This window comes from Agriterribacter sp. (assembly GCF_035445465.1).
Classification (GTDB): domain Bacteria; phylum Bacteroidota; class Bacteroidia; order Chitinophagales; family Chitinophagaceae; genus Agriterribacter.
This window is the reverse complement of sequence record NZ_DAOMQT010000001.1, coordinates 100,587-125,151: the sequence shown is the minus strand read 5'-3', so window position 1 is coordinate 125,151 and position 24,565 is coordinate 100,587. Positions and strand designations below refer to the sequence as shown.

Sequence of the window (24,565 nt, the reverse complement as noted above, 5' to 3'; positions counted from 1 at the left end):
ATAAACGTATACCATTGCCTCACGAAGCCATTTCTGTATTTGATATGTTTAAAATAGGGGTTGGTCCGTCCAGTTCCCATACGCTGGGTCCGTGGCGGGCCGCGCAACTGTTTACCGCTAAGCTGTCCGGGCAGCGGCTGTTAGATAAGGTGGCATCATTACAGGTATTATTATATGGGTCTTTGGCTAAAACGGGCAAAGGGCATGGTACGGATATTGCCGTTCAACTGGGGTTGTGTGGTGAGGATCCCGAAACCTTTGCAGTGGAAAATATCAATGCGTATATCAGTGATATCGCTATTCATAACCGCCTACTGTTACAGGGAAAGCAAAATGTTGTGTTCCATCCTTATGAGGATATTGTTTTCCTGGTCAGGGAATCGCTTCCCTTTCATCCTAATGCCCTCACATTTTTAGCAACGCTTGAAAACGGGAACAAAATGGCAGAAACCTATTACTCTGTTGGCGGGGGCTTTGTGCAACAGGAAGGAAAAGAAACGGGAAAAACCGATATGGTGCAATTGCCTTTTCCCATCAATACCGCTTCTGATCTGTTGCATTGGTGTATGAAGGGGTTAAGCATATACGAGGTGGTGATGGAAAATGAAAACGCCTGGCGGCCGGAAGACGATACAAGAAAAGGAATTTTGCAGATATACCAGGTAATGCAGGACTGTGTATATAAAGGTTGTCATGCAGGAGGCATGCTGCCCGGCGGACTAAATGTAAAACGTCGTGCCGCCGCGTTGAATAAAAAATTATTGGAGGGGAGAGCCTACAGGGATTACACCGCATGGATAAAGTGTATACAGGAAGGAGGAAGCGGTTTTAGCTACATCATAGACTGGGTAAGCTGCTTCGCGCTTGCCGTTAATGAGCAAAACGCCTCATTCGGACGGGTGGTAACTGCGCCTACTAACGGTGCTGCGGGTGTTGTTCCGGCTGTATTGCTCTACTATGTTATTTTCTGCGGGGGCGATACGGAAGAAAATGTTATCCGGTTTATTTTAACCGCCTCGGAAATAGGGAGCATTTTTAAAAAAGGAGCAACCATCTCCGCGGCAATGGGTGGCTGCCAGGCCGAGATCGGCGTTTCATCGGCTATGGCTGCGGGGGCGTTAACAGAAGCAATGGGCGGCACACAAAAGCAGGCTTTGATGGCTGCTGAAATAGCTATGGAACATCACCTGGGCTTAACCTGCGACCCTATTGCCGGGCTGGTGCAGGTGCCTTGTATAGAAAGAAATACCATGGGCGCCATAAAAGCCATCACCGCATCGCAACTGGCTTTGCAAAGTACCCCCGATTTTGCAAAAGTTTCTTTGGATGCCGTGGTAAAAACCATGTGGGATACGGCGGTTGATATGAACCACAAATACAAGGAAACCGCCGAAGGCGGACTGGCGGTTAATATACCTTTGGGTTTGAAGGAATGCTGATGGGCCAACCTGTAAGGTCTGCCGGGCTGCTTTGCTAGTTCAGCAGACCTTGCAGGTTTGAAGTCTGCCGGGCTGCTTTGCTGGTGCAGCAGACCTTGCAGGTTTGGGGTCTGCCGGGCTGCTTTGCTGGTGCAGCAGACCTTGCAGGTTTGAAGTCTGCCGGGCTGCTTTGCTGGTTGAGAAGACCTTGCAGGTTTATCACGGCAGAAAAAACCGTTCAAATTCACTATCAATCTGGAAATGGTTCAATCCGGTAGCTTTTAGGCGCTGTGCATCTTTTTCCGCTTCAGCCGCCGGGTTAGCAAACCGCCGGTAACGCCAGGCATTTACTACGCCTACCGGGAGTATGTTATTACGCCTGGCCCATTCCACATCATCACGGGAGAGCTCGTTGCCAAACAGGTAATAATGGGAAGGGCTGTAGCCTGGCTTCAGCATATTTTCCTCTAATTGTTTCCTGGTGCAGCTTAATTTTATTTTACCGGTAAAGAAATCCGTTGATTCGCTGGTGCCGATCATCAATGCCGCTTTATCCAGCTTGTATTTTTTAAGCAAAGCAACTACTTTGGAAAACAAAAGCGTGTCGTTACCACTGATCTTATTGTCAATCATTACGTCAATCTTCCCGCTGCAATATTGTAATGCTTCTTCGAATTGCAGTACTTTGCTGCCTCCTGTATTGCTTTTTAATTTACTGATCTCTTTCCATGTTATATCCGATACCGGCTTATCCAATCCGAAGTATCGTTTAAAATTCATATCATGATGAATGATCAGTACGCTGTCTTTCGTGAGCCGCAGGTCAACTTCCACCATTTTATAGCCGCGTTCAATAGCGGCTTTAAGCGCAGGCAGGCTGTTTTCAGCACGATTGCTGTCTACCACGCCGCCGCGATGAGCTATTAAATAATAGTTATTATCTGATGATTGAGAAAAAGACGGCAGCCCTGTTCCGATGAAAGCAAGCAGCAATGCAATATAGCAGATAAATGATTTTTTCAAAACATGCAAGATTTGAGATAAAGTTAAATGGTTTGTTATTACAAGAAATATTTTTACATACATTTACTGCAAATACAACCTCATCATCAACGAAACACCCTCCATTTGATCTCTGAATGGTTAACGCCAGCCTAAAATTGTGTTTCTGTATGCGCGTCTCCCTTACTTTACTCTGCATGCTGTTATACTTTACAGCCTGTAAGCAACATACCCTGGATGATCATCTTCTTGAGCTGATGCCGGTTGAAATAACGGGTATAGATTTTCGCAATGAGATACAGGAAGATGAGCAATTCAATATTCTTACGTTCGAATATTTTTATAACGGTGCGGGGGTAGGTGTTGGTGACTTTAATAAAGACGGGCTACAGGATATTTTCTTTACCTCTAACATGGGCAGGAGCAGGCTGTATATGAACGAAGGTGCATTCCGGTTTAAAGATATTACTGAAGCTTCGGGCATTAACACAGCCGGCAAATGGGCCTCAGGTGTATCGGTGGTGGATATTAACCAGGATGGTTTACCGGATATATATGTTTGCTTTGGCGGTCCCCACGAAGCAGCTCAAAGGGCTAATGAGCTGTATATTAATAACGGGGATAATACTTTTACAGATAAAGCCTCCGCATATGGACTGGCAGATACGGGGCATAGTGTGCAGTCTGTTTTTTTTGATTACGACCGCGATGGGGATCTGGATATGTACCTGCTCACCAATATTACGGATGAAATGGGCCCTAATGTGATCCGTAAGAAAAGAATACATGGCGAAATGCCGAATACAGACAGGCTATACCGTAATAATGGCAACGGAACCTTTACCAATCTGTCTCAGCAGGCCGGCATTACCATAGAAGGATATGGACTGGGTGTTTCTGCATGTGATATTAATGAAGATGGTTGGCCGGATATTTATGTATCCAATGATTATTTATCCGACGATCTTTTGTATATCAATAACCGCGACGGCACATTTACCGACAGGGCCGCTGTTGTATTTAAGCATACCAGCTATTCGGCAATGGGAAATGACATAGCCGATTATAATAACGACGGCAAACCGGATATTTATACAGTGGATATGCTGCCACCGGATAATTATCGTAAAAAAATGATGATCGGCGCTACGCCTCATGACAGGCACCGGTCGGAAATTCAATATGGTTATGCGCCGCAGTTCATGCGCAATACGCTGCAACTGAACCGCGGGACAGGTAAAGACAGCCTCCCTTCTTTTAGCGAAACAGGTCAACTGGCGGGAGTAGACGCAACAGACTGGAGCTGGAGCGCTTTATGGGCCGATCTGGATAATGACGGCTGGCGCGACCTGGTCGTTACCAATGGCTATCCGCGGGATATTACCAACCGTGACTTTATTAATTATAACGCGCAATCCTTGATGAAAGGACATATTAACGATAGCGTGAGTAAACGAACAATGAAGGCGCTTAAGGCGCTTGACGGCGCTTTCCTGCATAACTTTGTTTTTCAGAACAGGGGCGACCTTACCTTCGAAGATCAGTCGGTTAACTGGGGTTTTACCCATAAAGCCTATTCAACGGGAGCGGCATACGCCGATCTGGACAATGACGGCGACCTGGATGTTATTATCAGCAACACCTGGTCACCTGCATCCATATACCGGAACAATACCGACCGGAAAGCACAAAATCACTATCTTAAAATTGAGCTATCCGGCCCGCCGGGCAATATGCAGGGATTCGGAACAAAAATACAATTGTTTGCCGGCAGCCTCAGTTCATATCATGAACATTTCCCGGTAAGGGGCTTTCAGTCAACGGTAGACGAAACCATTCATTTTGGATTGGGTAAGCAAACCAGGATAGACTCATTGAAAGTAGTATGGCCCGACAGTAAAGCACAAACGCTGTATGCTGTTCAGGCAGACCAGGTATTGCAACTGGACTATGCCGGCAGCAACCTTCCCTCACCGGTTGCTGTACATTCGGATACCACGGTAATATTTCAACCGGCTAACGCTGCTTATAATATTCATTACCGGCATCACGAAACATCTTATACGGATTTTAATATTCAGCCGCTTCTTCCGCATAAATTTTCCCAAAGCGGGCCCGGTATAGCCGTTGGCGACATCAATGGCGATGGAAGAGATGATTTTTTTGTGGGAGGCGCGTATAATCAGTCAGGGCAGCTTTTCTTTCAGCAGGCTAACGGAAGTTTTATTACGAAGCCATTGGTAGCTGAAAAGAAATATGAAGAAGATATGGGGGTGCTCTTTTTTGATGCAGACAATGACGGCGACCTGGATTTGTATATCGTGAGTGGAGGAAATGAATTTTCCGCCGGCTCTCCCTATTACCAGGACAGGTTATATATAAATGATGGCAGAGGGCTTTTCGCCCTGAAACGGGACGCCCTGCCCGAAATGCGTACAAGCGGCTCATGTGTAATTGCCGCTGATTTTGATAAAGATGGCGACCTTGATCTTTTTGTTGGAGGCCGGCTCACACCACAGCATTATCCCGCAGCCGGTATCAGCCAGTTGCTTGAAAACAGGAACGGGGTTTTTGTTGATGTAACCGATGAGAAGGCGCCGGGGTTAAGGAATATTGGTATGGTAACTGCTGCATTGTGGACCGATGTGGATAATGACAGCCATATGGACCTGGTTATTGTAGGAGAATGGATGCCTGTAACCCTGTTCATTAATAATAACGGAGCTTTCTCAAATGCCACGGAGCAGGCGGGGTTATTGCATACTGTTGGCTGGTGGAACAGCATACAGGCAGCCGATTTTGACCAGGATGGCAAAACAGATTATATACTTGGAAATCTGGGGTTGAACAGCCGGTTCAGAACTTCTGAAAAAGATCCTTTGAAAATGTATGCATACGATTATGCTAAGCCCGGCGCTATGGACGCCATCATCTCTTACAGCCAGGATGGCATCAGCTATCCTATCCATCCCCGCGATGATGTGATGCAACGTATGCCTTTCCTAAAAAAGCAATTCCCCCTGTATAAGGATTACGCTAATGCGAAGATGGAAGACCTGTTTCCGCCGGAAGTGCTTTCAAAAGCAATATCCATAACGGCCAACACTTTTCAAACCGCTTATTTGCATAACAACGGCAAACAGCCCTGGAAGCTAAAGCCGCTTGGCATGGAAGCACAGTTTGCGCCGGTGTTTGGCATGCTTGCCGGCGATTATGACGCTGATGGTTTTGCCGATATATTGCTTACAGGTAACTGGTACGCAACGGAGGTTATTTCAGGGCAGTATGATGCATTTAAGGGACTGTTTTTAAAAGGCGACGGACAAGGCGGGTTTTCAGTAAAGGAAAATGGATTCCGCATGGAAGGAGATGCAAAAGGATTAGCTGAGATCAGAACAAAGAAAAATACATTGTTGCTGTTGGCAGCAATGAATAATGACAGTCTTGTTGCGCTGGAAAATAAATCACGCAGGGGGCCACAGTCTTTTGTTGTTATCCGGCCCAATGATGCTTATGCCATTATTAGGCTGGATAATGGGAAACAGATCAGGCAGGAGTTCTATTATGGCTCGGGCTATTTTTCGCAACCGGGCAGGTACCTGCGCATACCCGTTGGTGCCGTATCTGCCACAGTGTATAATTTTAAAGGAGAGCAGCGCGAATTGGAGGATCTGCATACGCCTTCGAAGTGACAGGCAGGGCTATAACGGGCTTATCTTGCCGTTGTACTGTCCGTTTTCGAAAAATACCTTATCTCATATTTTTCCTGATTCTTACCCGGAAACAGTGGTGATTTGTTTTTACGCAGTACCATACGGTTTTTATCAATGTGCAGTATGATGTATTCGGATACGGGATTACCGTTCATGTCATTAAAGAAGAGCGTTGAATCATTACTATAGTATTGAAATAAAAGTTGTTCTCCCATGCCTTCATGAGATACGATGCTATCCGTTCTGTAACGGAATATTTCAACAGGATGCGGGTGTTTGTTCATGAAATCAAAGCCATTGTAATAATCGTATATGGAATCTACCCGCCACGCGCCAATGATTTTTTGCTGAACCGGGGCAGATGAACAGGCATATAAACCAAAGATTACAGCAGCCGGCAGAAAATTAAAAAAAGTTTTTTTCATTATTCATGAAAGCTTGGATACACAAACATACAACCAGCCTGGTTTAAAAGCATCCCCGGGATTTCAGGAATCAACACCGGGGATGCTTTACCAATTATTTAAACCTCAATCAAAATCAGGATTCTGAACAAGCGTTCCATTGCTCAGGTCAATTTGTCTTTGTGGTAAAGGGAAAAGATAATTTTTAGGAACAACGAAAGTTCTGCCCGGCTTCCATGGGCCCCTGTCAATGGCATAATGTGCCGGCAGGTTAATAATGCCAGCCCTGTTCCAGCGCATTAAATCCAGGTGGCGTTCATTTTCACCGGCAAGCTCAACACGTCTTTCATGCATCAGTTCCGTCATGGTTGCGTTTTCCACATCGGGCAAATCATTCCTGTCTCTCACCGCGTTAATTTCAGCATCTCCGTTTTGCGATGATCTTATTTTTGCTTCTGCAACCAGCAGGTATACATCGGCGGCACGCAATAAAGGGATATTCATGTTATTGTCTAAACCGCCATCGGGTCTCCATGATACATATTTCCTGAAGAAATAGCCGGTGTTGGTAAGTCCGGCGTATACTTCGGTAGGCCCGCTTGAACCACCGATGTCAATAATGTCTCCGATTTTAGCCATAGTATAGGTAAGGCGCGGGTCATCGGTTTCAAATTCATCTTCCAGGTCTTTGATCGGTTCATTAAAGCCCCATCCGCCCCATGGACGCGGAGCAGAATAAATGGAAGTAACATTCTCTGTCCATCCTTCTGTACATTGTATAGAAAACAACATTTCGGGGTTGTTCTTTGTGGCGGGCGTAAAGTTATCTCCGAAGCTTGGCGCTAATGCATAAGGGCCGGTAATAACTTTATTGCCATATTCAATGGCTTTCTCCCAGTTTTCGCGGTATACATAAAACTTGGCAAGATAGCCCCAGGCAGCCCCCTTGGTGGCCCTGCCTGTATTAGCTGCGTCATTTTGCAATAGCAGCAGGTCTGCGGCTTTCACAAAGTCTTCTTCAATCCGCTGATGCATGGAATCAAGAGAAGCTTTTGGCTTATTGAAATCATTATTGATAACATCCGCTTCGGTAATAACAGGCACCTGCCCGTATATTTTATAAAACTGCCAGTAAATCAAACCTCTTATAAAATAGGCTTCCCCTAAAATGCGGTTCTTCAGCGTTTGATCCATATCAATTCCGGGAACATTGATAAGCACCGCATTCGCTCTCGATATCACTTCATATTTTCTTGACCAGCTGTCGTTTAATTGTACATTACTGGGTTCGTAGGTAAACTCCTCAATGGCCTGGTCTTCGGGGTGATCGCCCGCTCTCCATTGGTCATCGGAGCAAATGTCCCAGGTTTGTTCCGTATGTGCAAACAGGTATTCATCACCCAGAAAAGAATACAGCGCGTTGGATGCGGCGATGGCATCATCGGCATTGCGCCAGAAATCTGCCGAGGTAGATTGCCCGTATGGCGGGGAATTCAGAAAGCCTTTTTTGCAGCTATTGAATGAAATGATGAGTAATGCAAATAAGCCCGTGATAATAATTTTATTTTTCATTGTACTGCGTTTAATCTTTTAAAATGTAACGTTTACACCAAATGTCCAACTGCGCGATTGCGGGTACTGGGCAATATCTACATTGATTTGCTTATTACCGTCCGAGTAACCTAATTCCGGGTCAAGACCGGAGTATTTGGTGAAAGTGAAAACATTCTGTCCTGTAACATACACTCTCAGTTTGCTTATGCCTGCCCTTTCCGTAAGATTGAGCGGAAGCGTATAACCCAGTACGATATTTTTTAAACGAAGAAAGTCTCCTTTTTCAATAAACATATCGGATGTGCGGTAGTTGCGGTTATCTCTCCGGGTAGTCATTCTTGGTATGGTATTGCTGGTATTGGGTCCTGTCCAGCGATCAGCCACTTCAGCATACATATTAAAAGAATAGGTGGGGTCCAGTCCCTGCATCCTGTCGGCATTAAAAATGCTCAGTCCTGCATTACCTAAAAGAAAAAGCGAGAGGTCTATACCCTTGTATTCAAAATCGGCATTGAAGCCATACACTACTTTGGGATGAGGGCTTCCTAATATGGTACGGTCTTGTTCATTAATCATGCCATCGTTATTCAGGTCAAGGAAACGTACGTCTCCGGGTGCAATTAACCCTGCCGTTTTGCGGGAATCGTTTGTAATGTTCGCGTCTTTGTCAATATCATCCTGCGTCTGGTATAAGCCATCTGTTTTCCAGCCATAAAATACAGCGATCGGTGAACCCTCATACGTTCTTGAAATTTCTTCTAAAGGGCGACCGTACAGCACCGATCCTATATAATTGCCGTCATACAGTTTGACCACCTTGTTTTTGATGAATGAAGCGTTACCGCTGAAGCTGTAATTAAAATTCCCCGCGCTGTTGCGGTAAGTAAGGTCAATTTCAAGTCCCTGGTTGCGGAGTATACCCACGTTCTGATCCGGGATGCCTAACGTACCCACCGTTCCGATGGTAGGCGGAGACAGGAGCATGTCTCTTGTTGTTTTAATGAAATAGTTGAAGTTGGCCTGCAGGGTACGTTTCAGCATTTCAATACTCAATCCTATATTGGTCATCTCTGCTGTTTCCCATGATATATTATAGTTGGGCAGGCGCGATTGCGTAGCGCCCACAACCGTATTGTCATCGAAAGAATATCTTCCGCCGCCGCTGATCAATGCGAGGTATTGCAGTCCGCCTATATTCTGATTACCCAATTGTCCCCATCCGCCGGTTAGCTTTAGCTCATCAATAAAGCCAACGTTGTCAAAAAATTTTTCTTCCGAAATTCTCCATCCGGCAGAAAATGCCGGGAAGTAGCCCCATTTATTTCCTTCGGCGAATTTAGAAGAACCGTCTGCCCGGAAAGTGGCGGTAAGCAAATATTTCCTGTCAAAATCGTAATTCACTCTTCCAAACCACGAGGATAAGGCATCATAGCTGCGGTTGCCGCCGATGTTGCCGAGCGTTTGCCCAACATCTAAGAACCGTTGATTCATTGCTTCGTTAATAAAATCTCTTTTTGCTGCGCTGAACCAATCGCCGTTAAATGTTTGAGCAGTATATCCTCCTACAAAATCTACACGGTGCAGGTCTGCGAATGTTTTATTGTAGGAAAGAAAATATTCTCCTAATAACGAATAGGACTCACTGAAATTCCTGCCCAAAGAATTATTGTTGGTGGTGCGGGTTTGATCAGTAACAATAGTGCTGAAATTCCTGCCGGTGTAATGATTGGCATCTAACCCGAAATTCGCTTTTAATTTCAATCCTTTAATAATTTCCAGTTCGGCATTTAAATTTCCCAGTATGCGGTTATTAATATTAGACGCATCCGTATTATTGGCAGTGAAAACCGGGTTGTTGATATCTCCGTATTCATTTGATGCTTTTGATGTGCCCCAGGTGCCATCGGCATTTTTAACCGGTATAAAAGGCATGAAACGGATAGCGCTCCATATAATACCATCCTGCGCTGATAAAGTATTGAGACTATTGTCTTTTGAATTGGTTAACTGGATGCTTTCGCCAATTTTCAGGCGTTTGCCTACTTTATGATCAGAGTTTACCCGTAAGCTTACCCTGCGGAAAAAAGAATTGGTGATCAGCCCTTTTTCATCGTAATAGCCGCCGGATATCATGTAAGATGATTTTGCGCCGCCGCCCGAAATAGCAATGTCGGCGTTATTTACTTTACCCGTGCCGAATAACTCCTTCTGCCAGTTGGTGCGTTGCACTGCATTGTCGGCATTGTTCCACACTTCGTTAACCGGTAAGCCATCGTTGGTATAACGTTCGCGTTTTAATTCAACCAGCGTAGCCGCATCCAGCATATCCAATGTTTTTAGCGCATTGGAAAAGCCGGTATAGGCATTGAGTGATATGGTGGAGGGTTGTTCAAAGCCTCCGCGTTTGGTAGTAACAATTACCACGCCGTTAGCTGCACGGGTACCATAAATAGCGGAAGCTGAGGCATCCTTTAATATTTCAATAGACTCTATGTCGTTGGGGTTAACCGAATTAAGACCTCCGGCAGGCACGCCATCTATAATAACCAATGGATCGGCATTGTTAATAGTGCCGGTACCCCTGATGCGGATAGAGCCCGCATTACCCGGACTGCCGCCGCTTCTTACCACGTTTACGCCCGCAGTTCTGCCCTGCAGGGCTTGTGTAACACCTGATACCGGGAGGTTCTGTACTTCAGTGCCTTTTACAGAGGCCACAGCACCGGTAACATCTTTCTTCTGCTGTGTGCCATAGCCTACCACCACCACTTCCGATAAGGAGGCAGCAGCGCTTAAAAGTGTAACATCAACCTGCGTTCTGCCGGTTACGTCAATTTCTTTTGTAGTATAGCCTGTGAAAGAAAATACCAAAACCGATTCATTGGCGGCTAAGCCAATACTATAACTGCCATTGGCATCTGAAACCGCTCCCTTGGAGGTTCCTTTTACCATAATATTTACAGATGGCAGCGCTTCACCGGAAGATTCATCCGTTACCCTGCCTGTAACAACCGTTTGCGCCATGGCAAAAGCGGAGAAAAAGATGCCGGAAATAAGCAGAAAGAGCGTTTTTGGAAACAGAAATCGTTTCATAATTGTTTGGAGTTAAGTAATGAATGACAGCAAAAACAAATGTCTTTTATAAATGCATCCTGGCATATTAAGTTTGTATGAAGCTTAATAGCACGGAAGCTATTATATCCGCTTGCGGAAAGGTTACAATAATGAAGAAGGCTAAAAAACTGCTGTAGCAAGAACAACCGGATAAACGGGTCGGGTATGGTGTTGTAACCGGAATAAGATTACATTCACAGGCATCAGCCATTTTCTCTTTTCCTGACTATTGCCGTTCGCACAACTGGTAATATTTCATCTCCGTGTATTCCCGTATAATAAAATAATAAATATACTGCCGGAGCCGGTTGCCTTGTAAAATTAATATAAATAGTTAACTACTTGTTAACCGGGGTAAACTTACTCAATATTCAATAGATAAAACGTGATAAAGGGATTGCAAACGTTTGCAATTTTTTTATTGCGGATATCCCGGATTTTGAGGTTTAAGGTTCGGATTATTAAGCATCTCCTGTACACCCAGCGGGAACAGCAGGTGTTTTTCCTGTAAAGCCTCGTTGGAGCTTTTACTGATATGTCCCACAAAGTTATCGAAGCCGTTGGTGGTTTCGTTGTATACTTTTCTGAGGCGCACCATATCAAACCAGGTAATACCCTCGTAGCACAACTCGTGCCAGCGTTCTCTCCAAAACGGGCTTCATGCCATGATATCTTCTATGCCGGAAGCGGTTTATGCATAATCCTGTTCGACAGCGTACCAATTTCATCAATGCTGATATTTACGATATCATTTTCAAGAAGCGTAAAATCGTTATCCGGCACTAAGCAGGTACCCGTCATTAAAAAACAACCATGCGGGAAGTCGGTTTCCCTGAATAAAAATGCTGCCAGTTCGGCAAGCGAGCGCTTCATCATGCTAATGGTGATGGCGCCATCAAATATGGGTTGGTTATTGCGAAGAATGCTCATACTGATGGTTGTGCCCGGATCAACGGGCTGCTCGGGGATATACAGGCAGGGGCCAAGCGCGGCGCTTCTTTCATAGGTTTTGGCCTGGGGCAGATATAAGGGATTTTCTCCTTCAATACTGCGTGAGCTCATATCATTTCCTATAGTGTAGGCCTGTATATTGCCCGCGCTGTTGATAAACAGCGTGAGCTCCGGTTCGGGAACATTCCAGGTAGAATCCCTGCGGATATACACATCCTCAAAATGACCGGCAACGCGGTGGGGTAGCGATTTGAAGAACAATTCCGGCCGTTCCGCTTCGTATACCTTATCATAAAAGGTAGCCCCGCCCGATTCTTTTGACTCTTCCATACGGGCATCGCGGCTACGCAAATACGTTACCCCCGCGGCCCATACTTCCTGGGTTCCAATAGGCGCTAAAAGCGGACGTGTTAAAAATACAGCCACTTCTTCCTCCGATAGTTTGGGAAACTTAGCCAGCGAATCCGTGAGGTATTCATAAAGGTTATTCCTGTTGATGAGTGTGTCAAAAGCCGCGCCTGATATATAATATCCGCCATCGTGCTCCAGTACAGTTCCGTTCTGCGTTTTATACAATTTCATTTGAATAATGTTTTTAAAATGTAAGAGACCGTTGTATGGCATATATACTACCGGTACATAAATTAATGCTGTGGTGAATAGTGAATGGTGAACAGGATTCACTATTGCCAATTGCCTGTTTACCTCATTTTAGCATGGTCAAGGTCAACCCCAAGAAGGTGCTGCGCCAGCGTTTTTAATGCGGCATAATCACCTTCAAAATGACAGGTAGCCTGCCGGTAGATTTGTGCTTCCCCCGGCTGTAAGGGTTTAGCGGCAGAGGACGATTCCAGTTCGTAAAAAGGTCCTAACTGGGAGCCATCTTCTAACGGTCCGTCGTTATAAGCGTTTACCACATCACCTTTATACGGCTGCTTTTGCAGTTCCCACTTGGAGTTTACGTAATCACCGTTCGGATCAATGTCGAAAAAAATGATGGTCAATATATTTCTTTTAAAATCGAAGCTGGCGGCAAGCGGCTTGGCAATAGCAGGCAACAAACCTAATTTGCTGCGGTGCTTTCCATCGCATTTTAATAGCAGCACGCTGTCTTTTATAATGAGCCGGCCGGCTGGAATTTGACCGAAATAATTGTCGGTAATAAAATCCTTAACATCCTTACGGTTGTGAAAGGGAACAATGGCAACCGTTTCATCAGAGGGCGTAAACATGCCCAGCAACCAGATGGAAAGTAGCCCCGTTTCTTTTTTCCAGGCATTTTCACCCATGTTTTTTATGATGTTTTCCGTTTCATAGGCCACCCATTTTACATTACCCGGAAGACTGGTTTGTAAGCGGCTATTGAGCGCCGCTTCATTTAACAGGCGGATATTCCTGTTGATGAAAATATTAAATTCGGTTCCGCTGTAGTTGGTAACAATGGCCTTTTGTGAAAATTCAACACTTGTGCTGTCGGAATGGGTTATCTGGTAGGCTACGGTATCAATAACAGGAGGCACCTGCCAGTTTTTGATATGGAAAGTGTCTCCTTTTTTAAAATAAAAGGAATACTGTCCGCCTTCCGGTCCTATCCATAACCGCTCCTCCCCGCCAACGGGGTTAAACTGATCCCTGAATTTTCCGGCAGCGATCAGTTCGTAGTTGATCCATCCGGCACTATTGCCCGAATCGCCGCTTGTGCTGCTGGTCATTACGCGCCCCTGGTAATCGGCGGTAAGTAATACCCTCGCGCCATGTTCATTCCATAGTTCTACTGTATTATTGATATGTTTTTTCAAAAACGCAGCATCATAGCCATAGCTGCCTTTTGCATATTCAACTGCCTTTTCAGGTTGGGTGTCATTACAAGCCATCAATACAAAAATTAAAAAGGATACGCCTGACAGAGAAGAAAAGTACTTCCTCATACTATTGCCATTTAAAAAATAAAGGATGTTAAGGTAGTAAAGTTTATAAGGACGGACAGCACTGATGCAGATTTTTTATTGCAACAGCGATCAGTCTTCAGCTTAAACCCCATACCTCACACCTTACCCCCTACTCCCTACTCCTATTTTTCCTTCCCATCCTTATCAGCTCTCCCTTTCCTTTGCATGAATGCCCGGTAGCTGTCATTGATATACAATAGCATATCTGCATTGTTGCTTCGCCGGCAAAAAGCATAGCTTGGCCGGTATTGCAGCATAAAAGTTTGCAGGGAATTACCCCGCAATCCTGTTATTTTGGAAATATAATCAAAAGGAAATTTGTAATCAATGTATAATTCTTCTTCCTGGTGTTCAAACATTTTTTTAAACCTGCGTTCGTTTCTTTCATTTTTAGAAAAAAAGCTTATAGGACTAAAAGTAATGCCCACGCCGTCTGTTGGCGTATTACCCCTGCCACCAACCAGCTTAGTGTTTCGTTTGGTGAGCACATCATTAAACTCCTGCCGCCTGCTGATGGAATCTGCCTGGTAGCGGTTCAGTCCGCCAATCTCTACTTTTTCTAATTCAATTACATGGCGGGCAAGAAAAATATCAAAGGGAGCGGTGAGTGTATTTGCTGTAACTACTATGGTATCTGTAATATAGCCCGCAGAGGAAAAAGAAAGCACATCTCCTGCAGCGGCGGGTATCCTGTAATTGCCGCCCATATCGCTTTGCGCCGTTTTGTTTTGCGATAAATTTTTTACGGTAGCGGCCATGATTACCCGGTCGTACCATTTATCCAATACTTTACCTCTTAAATGGGTTTGCGTAAAAGCAGCATGACCACAGAAAAGAAAACAGGTAAAAAATAATACAACCTTTATCATTATACCTGCAAGATATACAGGATGCTATATTGTTGTAATGTGGACGCTGGCTGTTTCAACATTATTAACATTGTATTAAGCGCGGTTTTAATGTACAGAAAACCCCGCCTCATATTGCAGTGCTTCCAGCGCCGCGGAAACATATACGAGCGGCGCGTTCCAGTTAATAGCTGTTTCATTAGAGGCGTAAGAGCAATCTGCATCTGTATAAGCTGTTTCAGGTTCTGTATACCGGTATGTACATTTATCCTGCATACCGGGGTTGGGCCCGCCGGCCAGCAATCCGGGTACAGGTTCCGCAATGCCATCGGCGACGGACAGGCGGTGATGAATATGCATGGGCGAACGGCTACCCGTTCCCGTTACAAAACAGAAGCCGGTGGCGTTTCTGCCCATTATATAATCTGCGTTGGTCAATGCCGCGTTTATAAATTGTTTGTCCCTGGTAAGCAGGTAAGCATTCAGGAGCGCGATGCCCTGGTTCAATGCCACGGCGTTGCTGCCCCATATAAAATCTCTTTTGCTTTGACCCATAATGGTGCGAAAGGCTTTGTTGCCTCCGTTGCTGATCAATGATGCGGCAAAATCAATCACCTGCTGCTGAACGGCAGGCAAAGCGAGCTGCTGATATGCTGATAATGCTTTTTTATAACGTAAAAGCGTATACGATCCCAGCATTGCAACACTGCTCCATGAGGGAAGCGGAGCTATGGCAGGCTTATACTGTTGGATGTCCTGAACATAATCTTCTTTTTTTGTTGTGGCCAATAATTCACACGCCGCCCGGAACCATTCATCCTTTACATTGCTGTCGCCGTAAGCGCCTGTGGTTATAACGGGTTGGTATAAAGCATTCATGGCATGCTGATCGTACAATACCCCCGGGTTTTCCTTCGCCCATTGCCATGCATATTGCGCGGCATGCAGGCAACTGTCGCTTAAGCCGGGCAATTGCTTTTTGAATTTTGAAACTATCCTTGCAGCCTGTGCCATTACCGCGGTAAAATTAAGCGCCGCCGCTGTGGATTTTTGTACTACATACCTGGGCTTATGGCAATCGACGGGCATGATCATTTTATCGAAAGCGGCATTGGTGCATTTGTGGTATACGCCGCCATCGTGGGGATCCTGCATGGTAAGCATCCAGCGCAGGTTGTACAGGGTTTCATTAATAATGTCCGGCAGGCCGTTACCGGTTTCGGGGATATTCGTTTGCAGGGTATCGAAGTACAACGGGAAGTCTTCATAAGCCGACAGCAGCGTGCCCATGGTAATGCCGGAGTTAACGATATATTTATTATAATCACCCGCATCATACCAGCCGCCGGGCGATGATATAACGGTATTGGCTGGCCGCTTCCCGGAAGCTGCAGAAGGATGAATGTGCACCTCTTTATCAGGATGTCCGCCCTTCCGTGCCCATTTCCCTGCATATTGCGGCAGTATAGGTGCAGACATCCGCTGGTAATAATAACTTTTTAACGCTGCTGTACCAGGGGCATGATAAATATTATTTTGGATGCTGAAAGGGTAGGAGTAGCCTGCGCCCTGTACAAACAGTATGTATTTTCCCACAGCAGTGAACGCTGAAAAATCTGCTATGCGTGTAGTAGTGGAAGAGTAGACCGAAGTTTCAGGAGTTGACAGTATGCCTTTATATACCGTATCTTTTTTACCGGCAGCCAATAAGTAAAATGTATTGGACTCAACAGGGCTTGTAACCACTGCTATTTTGGGTGAATGCGTGTAAAAGCCATGCTGGTTAAGCTGTATGCCGGTTAATGGCTGTGCCTGCAGAAAGTGGTTCCATGCTATAATGAAAAAGAATGTTGTTGCTGTTCTTTTCATAATTTTTTTTATTTTTTATCTATTACCATACATACCGCGCCTAATGGCGGCACTATAATTTTAATGCCATTAAGCGTTGTTGCAGCATAGGCTTTCAGGGTGGCATAATCGGCAGGCCCGCCGGCTGCCAGTGCCGGCCCGTTGCCGTTGACCAAAACTTTCCTGGAAAATTCTCCATTGTCGTTGCTGCCTTCCAGGCGGTACCAGTAAAAGCGATTGCCGGCATTAAAATTATTTATTTTCACTTCTGTTGTCACCGGCGAGGCGGAGGTATTGATCAAAGTAATATTTACCTCTCCCGAACTGTAAGTAGATGCATACGGGATAATAGCATTGGTATTTTTAACAGTAGCGGGTATGAACCGGTCGCCCAGCATTTTTTGAAAGAAGTACATGTAATAAAAAGACGGTCTTGGTGTCCATTTAGGAATACCAGGTTCGTTGCCATCGCTGAAAAGCCCATGGTCGTTGCCATTATCCCAGCCGTTGAGCAGATCCCACCGGGCTGCCATGCCATATTTATTTTTCAACGCTTCCCCCATGATCAGTAGAGCAAAAACACCGCTGGTATTGGATACCTGCTGTTTGGAATCCCTGGCCCACATGTTCCATTCGGTTAAGGCAACGGGCTTCACAGGAGCTCCTGTTGTTTGCAGGGTTTGCAATACAAAATCCATCATATTAGAAGGAACCGTAAACGATGCGTTAAGCACTTCAGCCGCATTGGAATTGGCGTTATAGGTTGTAAAATAATTGTGTACCACATAAAAATCATGCTTACCATCCAGTTCCGGGAGCATACCGCTGTTCCATGTTTTTACCGTGTTGGTTTGCCATGCTTCGGAAGGCGATTCTACCAATGTTGCCCCTATATAAATTTTTTTACCAATTTCCGTTGCAGCTTTTTGCATGGAATCAACAAATACCTTAAAGTGCTGCGCGTATAATTTACCGGTTAAATATTCAGGTTGCCCGTCTTCATTTTTAGTGAGGTCTATACGATAGCCCCATTCCCAGTCGCCGTAATTTTCGTTGCCAATTTCCCAGTATTGCGTGCGGCCATTATCGTAGCGTACCCAGTCGGCGGCAAGATGAGCTGCTGCTGCAACGGGGTCATCGCTTGTTCCATACCGGGCATAGCCGTAGTTAACGGTAATCATTCCCCGGTTACCGCTTTGCTGCAGCATGGCATAATATTGATCGAGGCTGGCGCTCCAGTTGGTGTTTATTTTGCCATACCAGTATCCGGGGTCTTTCAGTACCCCGTCTTTATCCATTATCTGCTGAGGAACATCCGGGGGGAGTACGTCCTGAGGCTGGTTCCAGAAATACACATCGCTTCCGCTGCCGGCGGGCCAGCGGATAATATGCGGGTGCAGGTTAGTGATATGATTCATAAACAGCGGCTCCGTTACCATAGGTGTCATCCAGGTATTGGCATTATGCCCGAACAGGGAAAGGGGTATTTTGGTAATGATAGCGCCGGCATCAACGGTTACTACGTTGGCGGTAACGGCAGTGGGAGCTGTGGTTTCATTATAAGCCGGGGCTGTGAAGGTTTTAGCCTGCCAGTCATCTAAAAAAAATCCCATAGTAGTAGCCACGGGCGGATCCGTTACCGGTTTCACCACTACCGGCGTATCGGTTGGGGGAACAGGATCGGGTGCAGGCGTTTTGGTTTTTTTGCAGGAAAATATACCTGCGCATACAAGGAGCAGCAGGGGTATAAAAATGGCAAAGGCTATCCTCATTCGTTTATTTGTAGGGATGATGCAATATGCTATAAAACAGCGGCAACTTTTCAGGGTTACCGCTGTTTATTGTATAGGGCAGTGTCAAAAGCTTTGGTTACTATTTAATAAACATAATATTGTCGAAATATAATGTTTTTCCTTCGTCGTGTATCTGGAAAAGGATAACACTTATTGAATTGATGCCCGGCATTAAAGTGGCAATTTCTTCTTTGAAATAGGTCCATTTTCCCGCTGGTATGGTCAATGTTTTTTCAGGTGAGCTAAGTGACCAGTTATTGCCCTGAACCTGAAGTTTTACCTTCTTTTCCACATCAGCTCCTTTCACCCAAAAAGTAAAATATTTGGTTCCGGCCGGAAGGGGCAGCTCGGAACCCATGCCTATTTGCAAACCACCCCAGGTTTCTGCGGGATTGTATGCTGCTTTCAGACTTTTTCCTCCGCTTACAAAATCATCAGCAGAAGCTGAATAGGTTCCTCCCCATGACCAGCTTTGCGCCGGATTAACAAAATCATTGGTAAATATCTGCAGGGCTTTGTCTACGTTCACGAATATAATATCAGTAGTCTTATCACCTCCCGTAGTAGTTAGTACCAGCTTTGTTTTATCTGCATCAGAAGCAGGCATCTGAATAACCATCTCGTTTAATGATTGTGAAATGATAGTTGCTTCATCGGTAGTGCCCTCCAGGATCACTTGTGTAACCAGGTCGAGATTGTTTCCATTGAGCTTAATGGTAGAGCCTGATTCAAATTCTGAAGGGAAGGCATTATTAACAAGCGCAAGCGGTATTACATCAAACGGAATAGTTAAGGATTTGCCCTGGCTATTGGTGAGCACAATGTTTTGCGGCCCCCTTGTAGCTGTATCCGGCACCCTGAATAAAATGGCGGTTCCGGTATTTAGTGTTGACTGAAATAAAGAAGGCGCATTGTTTTTGTCGAAGATAATACTACGCATATCACCCAAACCGCTGCCTTTAAGTGTTAGAAGCGTGCCTGGTGCTCCGCTGGAAGGTGTAATGTTTTCTAATTGCGGGTTACCGGGCTTTATATCCGGGCTGCCATCCTTCATGTCTTCTTTTGTACATGCACTCATTGTCCAGGCCATTGTGAAAACAATAACAGCAAGCACCTGGATTTTGTGAACAAATATTTTTTTCATATCAGTATGTTTATGCTTTTTAATAATATGGTACAGGATCTTTACTTAATTCCGGATCCTGCAGCACTTCTACGGCGGGTATGGGCAGGTGCATCATGCTTTCCGTGAATGTGGTTATATAAGACGGGTATTCGGCTGTGCCCCTGTTTTGCGCGCTTATAATAGATTTAGCTTTAGCAAATCCCTGTCGCTGAATATCAAACCAGTAATCGCCTTCAAATGCAAACTCAACACGGCGTTCCTTCAGAATGTCATCTGCTGTAATGGAAGATTTAACAGGTACATGTGCACGCGTACGTACTTTGTTGAACGCAGCGAGCGCTTCCGTATCGGTAGTAGATGCGTTGTCTGCCAAAACCGCTTCGGCGTAGATCAATAATATGTCTGCATAGCGCAATATCATGGTGTTGATACCGGTATTCATTCCCAATACCGTTTCTCCCCCGTATTTAGCGCCGGGGCCTACCACGTATTTTGCAATATTGGAACGGGTGTCATTTTTCTGTCCGCCATCGCCTACGGTTTGCGTGGTATCATATTTATACCCGCCTGCCATAAATGCATTGTACGTAGCATTTGAGTTTTGAGGTTTCCATGCAGACTTGCTCCAGCCATGTTCCATCATGGAGCCCTGGCGCCGCATATCTCCGCTTTCATACGCTTCCCGCATGTCCATAGTGGGAAGGTATAATTCCCACATGCTGGCTTCATCGGTTTGTAAATTCCCGGGGCCTCTGTCTGGATTTTTTTGATTACCCGAACCCCACGGATTACCTGTAAGCTGGTGCTGAACGGCAAAAATGGATTCTTTGTTATTGTTATTGGCGCTGGAATTAAACATACCGGCGTAATCTTCCACCAGGTCGTATTTGTTGGATTGGATGACTTCCAGCGCTTTTGTTTTTGCACTGTCGTAATCTTTACGGTATAAATATAGCTTAGCCATCATGCCTTTGGCTGCATATTTATTCAGCCTTCCGGGAACAGGATCGGTTTCGGGTAAACCCGCTTCAGCCAGCTTTAATTCTTCGAGCGCAAATTGTAAAACGTCTTTTTTCAAATACCGGGGAACATTAAATTGCCCGCCCAAAGCAGTTTCACCCGGATTGTTGATAATAGGCGCATCACCCCATATGCGTGCAATAAAAAAGTAAACGGTTCCTTTAAAGAAATGGCATTCGGCAATAGCCGGATCAATAAAGGAGGCATCTCCACCCATGGCTTTCTTTTGCTCCAGGGCTTTCATATACTCGCTTGTCCATCCGCCGATTTTATAAAACACTTTCCATGCGTCTGCAACGCGAACAGCCGTAGAAGCAAGCGTGAAGTTTAAAAAAGGCGCGTCATCGGCATTGCCCCCACCGGTATATTCATTGCCGGCCATTACATCGCCAATTACATCCATGGCACGATTTTCATAACCCGACCAGGGAAGCCCATACAGCGTACTGGTTAAGCTTCTTACTTCTTCAGCCGTATTGTAATAATTGGTGAGCGTTGTTCCATCAAGGGATGAACGTTCAATAAATGTTTTTTTACACGATGCCGTTATTATCACGATGGCTAATAAGGCATACAATTTTTTATTTTTCATCTTAAAAAATTTAATCTTTAAAATTCACTTTACAGTTCAATATTAGCACCCACCGTAATGGTACGCGGATTGGGATAATGACCCGCATCTACGTTCATTAAGCGGATATTATTATTGAATGCTCCTATTTCGGGGTCATATCCGCTGTATTTTGAAAAGGTGAGGAGGTTTTGTACAGACAGGTAGAGCCGTATATTATTTATTTTTGCACGATCCGTAAGGGTCTTGGGTATCCGGTATCCCAGCGTAACATTTTGTATGCGCAGGTAAGAGCCATCTTCCACATAGCGGTCAGACATAGCCACATTATTCACCTGTCCGCTTACAAACCGCGGCAGTTTGCCATTTGTATTGGCATCAGTATACCTGTCCATTACAGTGCGCAACTGGTTATGATAGATGTTATCCATCTTTTCCAGCTGCCAGCGCAGGAAGTTAAAAATTTTAGCGCCATAGCTTCCCTGTAAAAACACGGTGGCGTCAAAATCTTTGTACTGAAAAGTATTGGTAAAGCCATAAGTGAATTTGGGAAGCGGGCTGCCTATATAAGTGATATCTTTTTCATCTATCACATTATCAGGCTTGCCATCAGCGCCACCCACATCTTTAAACCGTATATCACCCAGCCATGTATGACTTTCGTCTACCGAATAGCCGAATTGCGGAAGGCTGTTATCCAGGTCCTGCTGTGTACGGAACAACCCATCTGTTACCAGCCCGAAATAAGAACCAACAGCATAGCCGGGATTGGTGTAGGAGATGATATAATTATCATAATACACTCTGCCGGTTAAGCCTGCTGTTGAATTGGCCATTTTATCCAGCTTGTTTTTGAACTGCGAAAAGATAAGGTTGGTTTTCCAGGAAAAATTATTGGTTTTAATATTGGTGCTGGTAATACTGAGATCTATGCCTGTATTAGACATTTGTCCTACGTTACCTACCGGAGCTTTCAGGTCATCCCACTGGTCGCCAACGCCTATCAGCCTTGGACCGGTAAGAAACAGCAGCATATCGGTAGTTGTTTTCTTATATACGTCTACTGTAGCATCAATTCTTCCATTTAAAAATGAAACATCTATACCGGCATTTTTAGTTACCACAGATTCCCAGCTTAAATCAGGATTGGCAATGCCGTTCAGGTAGCTTGAATTTCCAAAGCCAACAGGGCCGGGCCAAAAGCCTATTGCAGAAGTATATGGAGGATTTTGAGCGCCCGAAGGAAGGTTCTGATTGCCCACAGCACCGTAGCCCAACCTCAGTTTCAGGAAATTAATAGCGGGGCTTAAACCGTCAGCAAAACTTTCATTGCTGATGGTCCATCCAAGGGAAGCGCCGGGGAAATAACCCCATTTATTATTGGGTCCAAAATTAGAAGACCCGTCTGTTCTGAAGCTCACCGACAATGAATACCGGTCATCGAAAGAATAAGTGCCTCTTGCAAAATACGATTCCATGGCCCACTGGCTTTTTCCACCGTTCAACTCCCATGTTGTTTTATCGCTGCTGCCTGCATTTATATCTAAAATATTATTTTGCAGGTTTACTCTTTTGCCTGCAAGTCCTTCATAATACGAATATTGTGCCTCGTGTCCTGCTGTAGCTGTTATGCTGTGTTTGCCTATATATTTATTATAGTTCAGGTAATTTCTGATTGCGTAATAATAGCTGTTACCTCTGTTATCAAATAACTGGCTCTGCAAACTGGTGGTGCCTACGTTGCCGGCTAACTGGTAAGCGAGGTTATTGTTCATGCCCAATGAGTAGGAAATTTCGTTTCTCAGGTTTAATCCTTCTATGAATTGAATATCTGCATAAATATTTCCAAATACCTGCGCATTAGTAGACTTATTGCCTCTCATATTGCTTCTTGCTATAGGATTGTCCTGTCCGTATCTTACTCCGCTGATGGTATTGCCGCCACCCCATGTACCGTCAATATTTTTTACGGGGATCAAAGGATTTTGAATTGCGCCCCACCAAATGGTTCCCTCGGCAGCATCGGCTAAGGTTACATTTTGTATGCTTCTCGAAGCATTGGCGCTTACACCTATTTTTATCCAGTTTTTCAACTGGTGATCTAAGCTGAACCGGGTAGAGTAACGTTTAAAATCGGAGCCGATCAGTATGCCCGACTGGTCAAAATAGTTTAACGACAGGTAGTAATTGGTTTTATCTTTTCCACCTGAAAAACTCAACTGGTGGTTCTGAACTTCCCCTGTGCGAAACATGGCCTCCTGCCAGTCTGTTCCTGTTCCTAATAAAGAAGGATCCTGAAATTCTTCGGAAGGGGTGGCGCCTAAAATGGGCGCCACTTCATTTTGATATTGCGCAAACTCCCTCAGGTTCATTACATCTAATTTTTTAACTACATTGGATTGTCCGTAATACACATCATAATTTAATTTTCCCTCTCCCGACTTGCCCTTTTTGGTAGTGATGAGTATTACCCCGTTAGCCGCCTGCGAGCCATAAATAGATTGTGCAGAAGCATCTTTCAGCACGTCAATGGATTCAATATCATTGGGATTTAAAGTAGCCATTACACTATTACCTGTTTGCCCGTCTGAGCCGCCCAGTCCTGCATATCCCGAGTTTGACTTGGTATTGCTGATAAAAGGAACACCGTCAATTACAATCAGGGGGTCATTGCTGTTAATGGTTGTAACGCCGCGTACTTTAATAGATACGCCGCCCCCGGGCTGACCACTGTTATTGGTAACCGTTACACCTGATACTTTTCCCTGCAATGCCTGGTCAATACCGGCAACGGGCAGGTCTTTAATATCTTTTGCGCTAACTGAAGAAATGGATGAGGTTACATTGGTTCTTTTGGCGGTTCCGTAACCGATAACCACTACCTCATTCAGGTTTTGAGACACAGGCTCCAGCACCACTGCAAGGATACCGGAAGCATTAATAGGTACTTCTTTTCTGAGCATACCAACGGAACTTAATACAAGCGTTCCGGCATTGGCCGGTACCTGGATGGAGAAAACGCCGGAAGTGTTTGTTACCGTAACTAATTTTGTGCCCTTCACCTCCACCGTTACCCCCGGAAGCGCGTTTCCGCTCTCGTCTTTAACACTTCCATTGATATTTCTTGCACCCTCCTGGGCATGCACATGGGTCATCAGCAGTAGTAACGAGAAAACCGCCCATATCAGGACTTTCGTTTTTCTCATCGTTTTGATTCTTTTCATATACTTGCAATTATTGGTTTATAAAAAAAT

14 protein-coding genes and 1 pseudogene are annotated in these 24,565 nt (G+C 45.0%); 2 read left to right on the top strand and 13 right to left on the bottom strand.

Annotation, left to right across the window (positions count from 1 at the left end; all coding sequences use genetic code 11):
- Positions 1-14 precede the first annotated feature (14 nt).
- Positions 15-1,439 (top strand): L-serine ammonia-lyase, encoded by a 1,425-nt coding sequence (locus PLE34_RS00500; RefSeq protein ID WP_324552963.1) that lies wholly within the window; start codon positions 15-17, stop codon positions 1,437-1,439.
- 198 nt (positions 1,440-1,637) lie between these two features.
- Here the strand turns inward: PLE34_RS00500 and PLE34_RS00495 are convergent, their stop codons facing one another.
- On the bottom strand, positions 1,638-2,441 hold the full coding sequence (locus PLE34_RS00495) for a glycerophosphodiester phosphodiesterase (RefSeq protein ID WP_324552960.1): 804 nt from the start codon (positions 2,439-2,441) through the stop codon (positions 1,638-1,640).
- Positions 2,442-2,590: 149 nt separating this feature from the next.
- Between PLE34_RS00495 and PLE34_RS00490 the strand changes: the two genes are divergently transcribed.
- The gene (locus PLE34_RS00490; protein WP_324552957.1) at positions 2,591-6,112 is read left to right on the top strand and encodes a VCBS repeat-containing protein; all 3,522 of its coding nucleotides are present in this window, start codon (positions 2,591-2,593) and stop codon (positions 6,110-6,112) included.
- 20 nt (positions 6,113-6,132) lie between these two features.
- Here the strand turns inward: PLE34_RS00490 and PLE34_RS00485 are convergent, their stop codons facing one another.
- The 12 genes and pseudogenes from PLE34_RS00485 to PLE34_RS00430 all read right to left on the bottom strand — a co-directional run bounded on the left by PLE34_RS00485 (position 6,133) and on the right by PLE34_RS00430 (position 24,535).
- Positions 6,133-6,558, bottom strand: a complete 426-nt coding sequence (locus tag PLE34_RS00485; protein ID WP_324552954.1) for a hypothetical protein — start codon at positions 6,556-6,558, stop codon at positions 6,133-6,135.
- Positions 6,559-6,663: 105 nt separating this feature from the next.
- Complete coding sequence (locus PLE34_RS00480) at positions 6,664-8,109, bottom strand: RagB/SusD family nutrient uptake outer membrane protein (RefSeq protein ID WP_324552952.1); 1,446 nt, start codon at positions 8,107-8,109, stop codon at positions 6,664-6,666.
- Positions 8,110-8,127: 18 nt separating this feature from the next.
- Positions 8,128-11,184 (bottom strand): SusC/RagA family TonB-linked outer membrane protein, encoded by a 3,057-nt coding sequence (locus PLE34_RS00475; protein WP_324552949.1) that lies wholly within the window; start codon positions 11,182-11,184, stop codon positions 8,128-8,130.
- Positions 11,185-11,623: 439 nt separating this feature from the next.
- A pseudogene (locus tag PLE34_RS00470) lies at positions 11,624-11,839 on the bottom strand (RagB/SusD family nutrient uptake outer membrane protein); the annotation flags it as partial.
- Positions 11,840-11,880: 41 nt separating this feature from the next.
- Positions 11,881-12,738 carry a fumarylacetoacetate hydrolase family protein gene (locus PLE34_RS00465; protein WP_324552946.1) on the bottom strand — a complete coding sequence of 286 codons (858 nt, stop codon included), beginning with the start codon at positions 12,736-12,738 and terminating at the stop codon, positions 11,881-11,883.
- 119 nt (positions 12,739-12,857) lie between these two features.
- Entirely contained in the window at positions 12,858-14,084 is a 1,227-nt protein-coding gene (locus tag PLE34_RS00460) for a DUF6786 family protein (RefSeq protein WP_324552943.1), read from the bottom strand.
- 143 nt (positions 14,085-14,227) lie between these two features.
- Complete coding sequence (locus PLE34_RS00455; RefSeq protein WP_324552940.1) at positions 14,228-14,974, bottom strand: peptidase associated/transthyretin-like domain-containing protein; 747 nt, start codon at positions 14,972-14,974, stop codon at positions 14,228-14,230.
- A gap of 87 nt (positions 14,975-15,061) precedes the next feature.
- Entirely contained in the window at positions 15,062-16,822 is a 1,761-nt protein-coding gene (locus PLE34_RS00450; RefSeq protein WP_324552938.1) for a glycoside hydrolase family 9 protein, read from the bottom strand.
- A gap of 8 nt (positions 16,823-16,830) precedes the next feature.
- Positions 16,831-18,573 (bottom strand): alpha-L-arabinofuranosidase, encoded by a 1,743-nt coding sequence (locus PLE34_RS00445; protein WP_324552936.1) that lies wholly within the window; start codon positions 18,571-18,573, stop codon positions 16,831-16,833.
- 100 nt (positions 18,574-18,673) lie between these two features.
- Positions 18,674-19,738, bottom strand: a complete 1,065-nt coding sequence (locus PLE34_RS00440; protein WP_324552933.1) for an IPT/TIG domain-containing protein — start codon at positions 19,736-19,738, stop codon at positions 18,674-18,676.
- Positions 19,739-19,757: 19 nt separating this feature from the next.
- A complete protein-coding gene (locus PLE34_RS00435; protein ID WP_324552931.1) occupies positions 19,758-21,332 on the bottom strand; it encodes a RagB/SusD family nutrient uptake outer membrane protein in 1,575 nt (524 codons plus the stop codon).
- Between the two features lie 29 nt (positions 21,333-21,361).
- On the bottom strand, positions 21,362-24,535 hold the full coding sequence (locus PLE34_RS00430; RefSeq protein ID WP_324552928.1) for a SusC/RagA family TonB-linked outer membrane protein: 3,174 nt from the start codon (positions 24,533-24,535) through the stop codon (positions 21,362-21,364).
- Positions 24,536-24,565 lie beyond the last annotated feature (30 nt).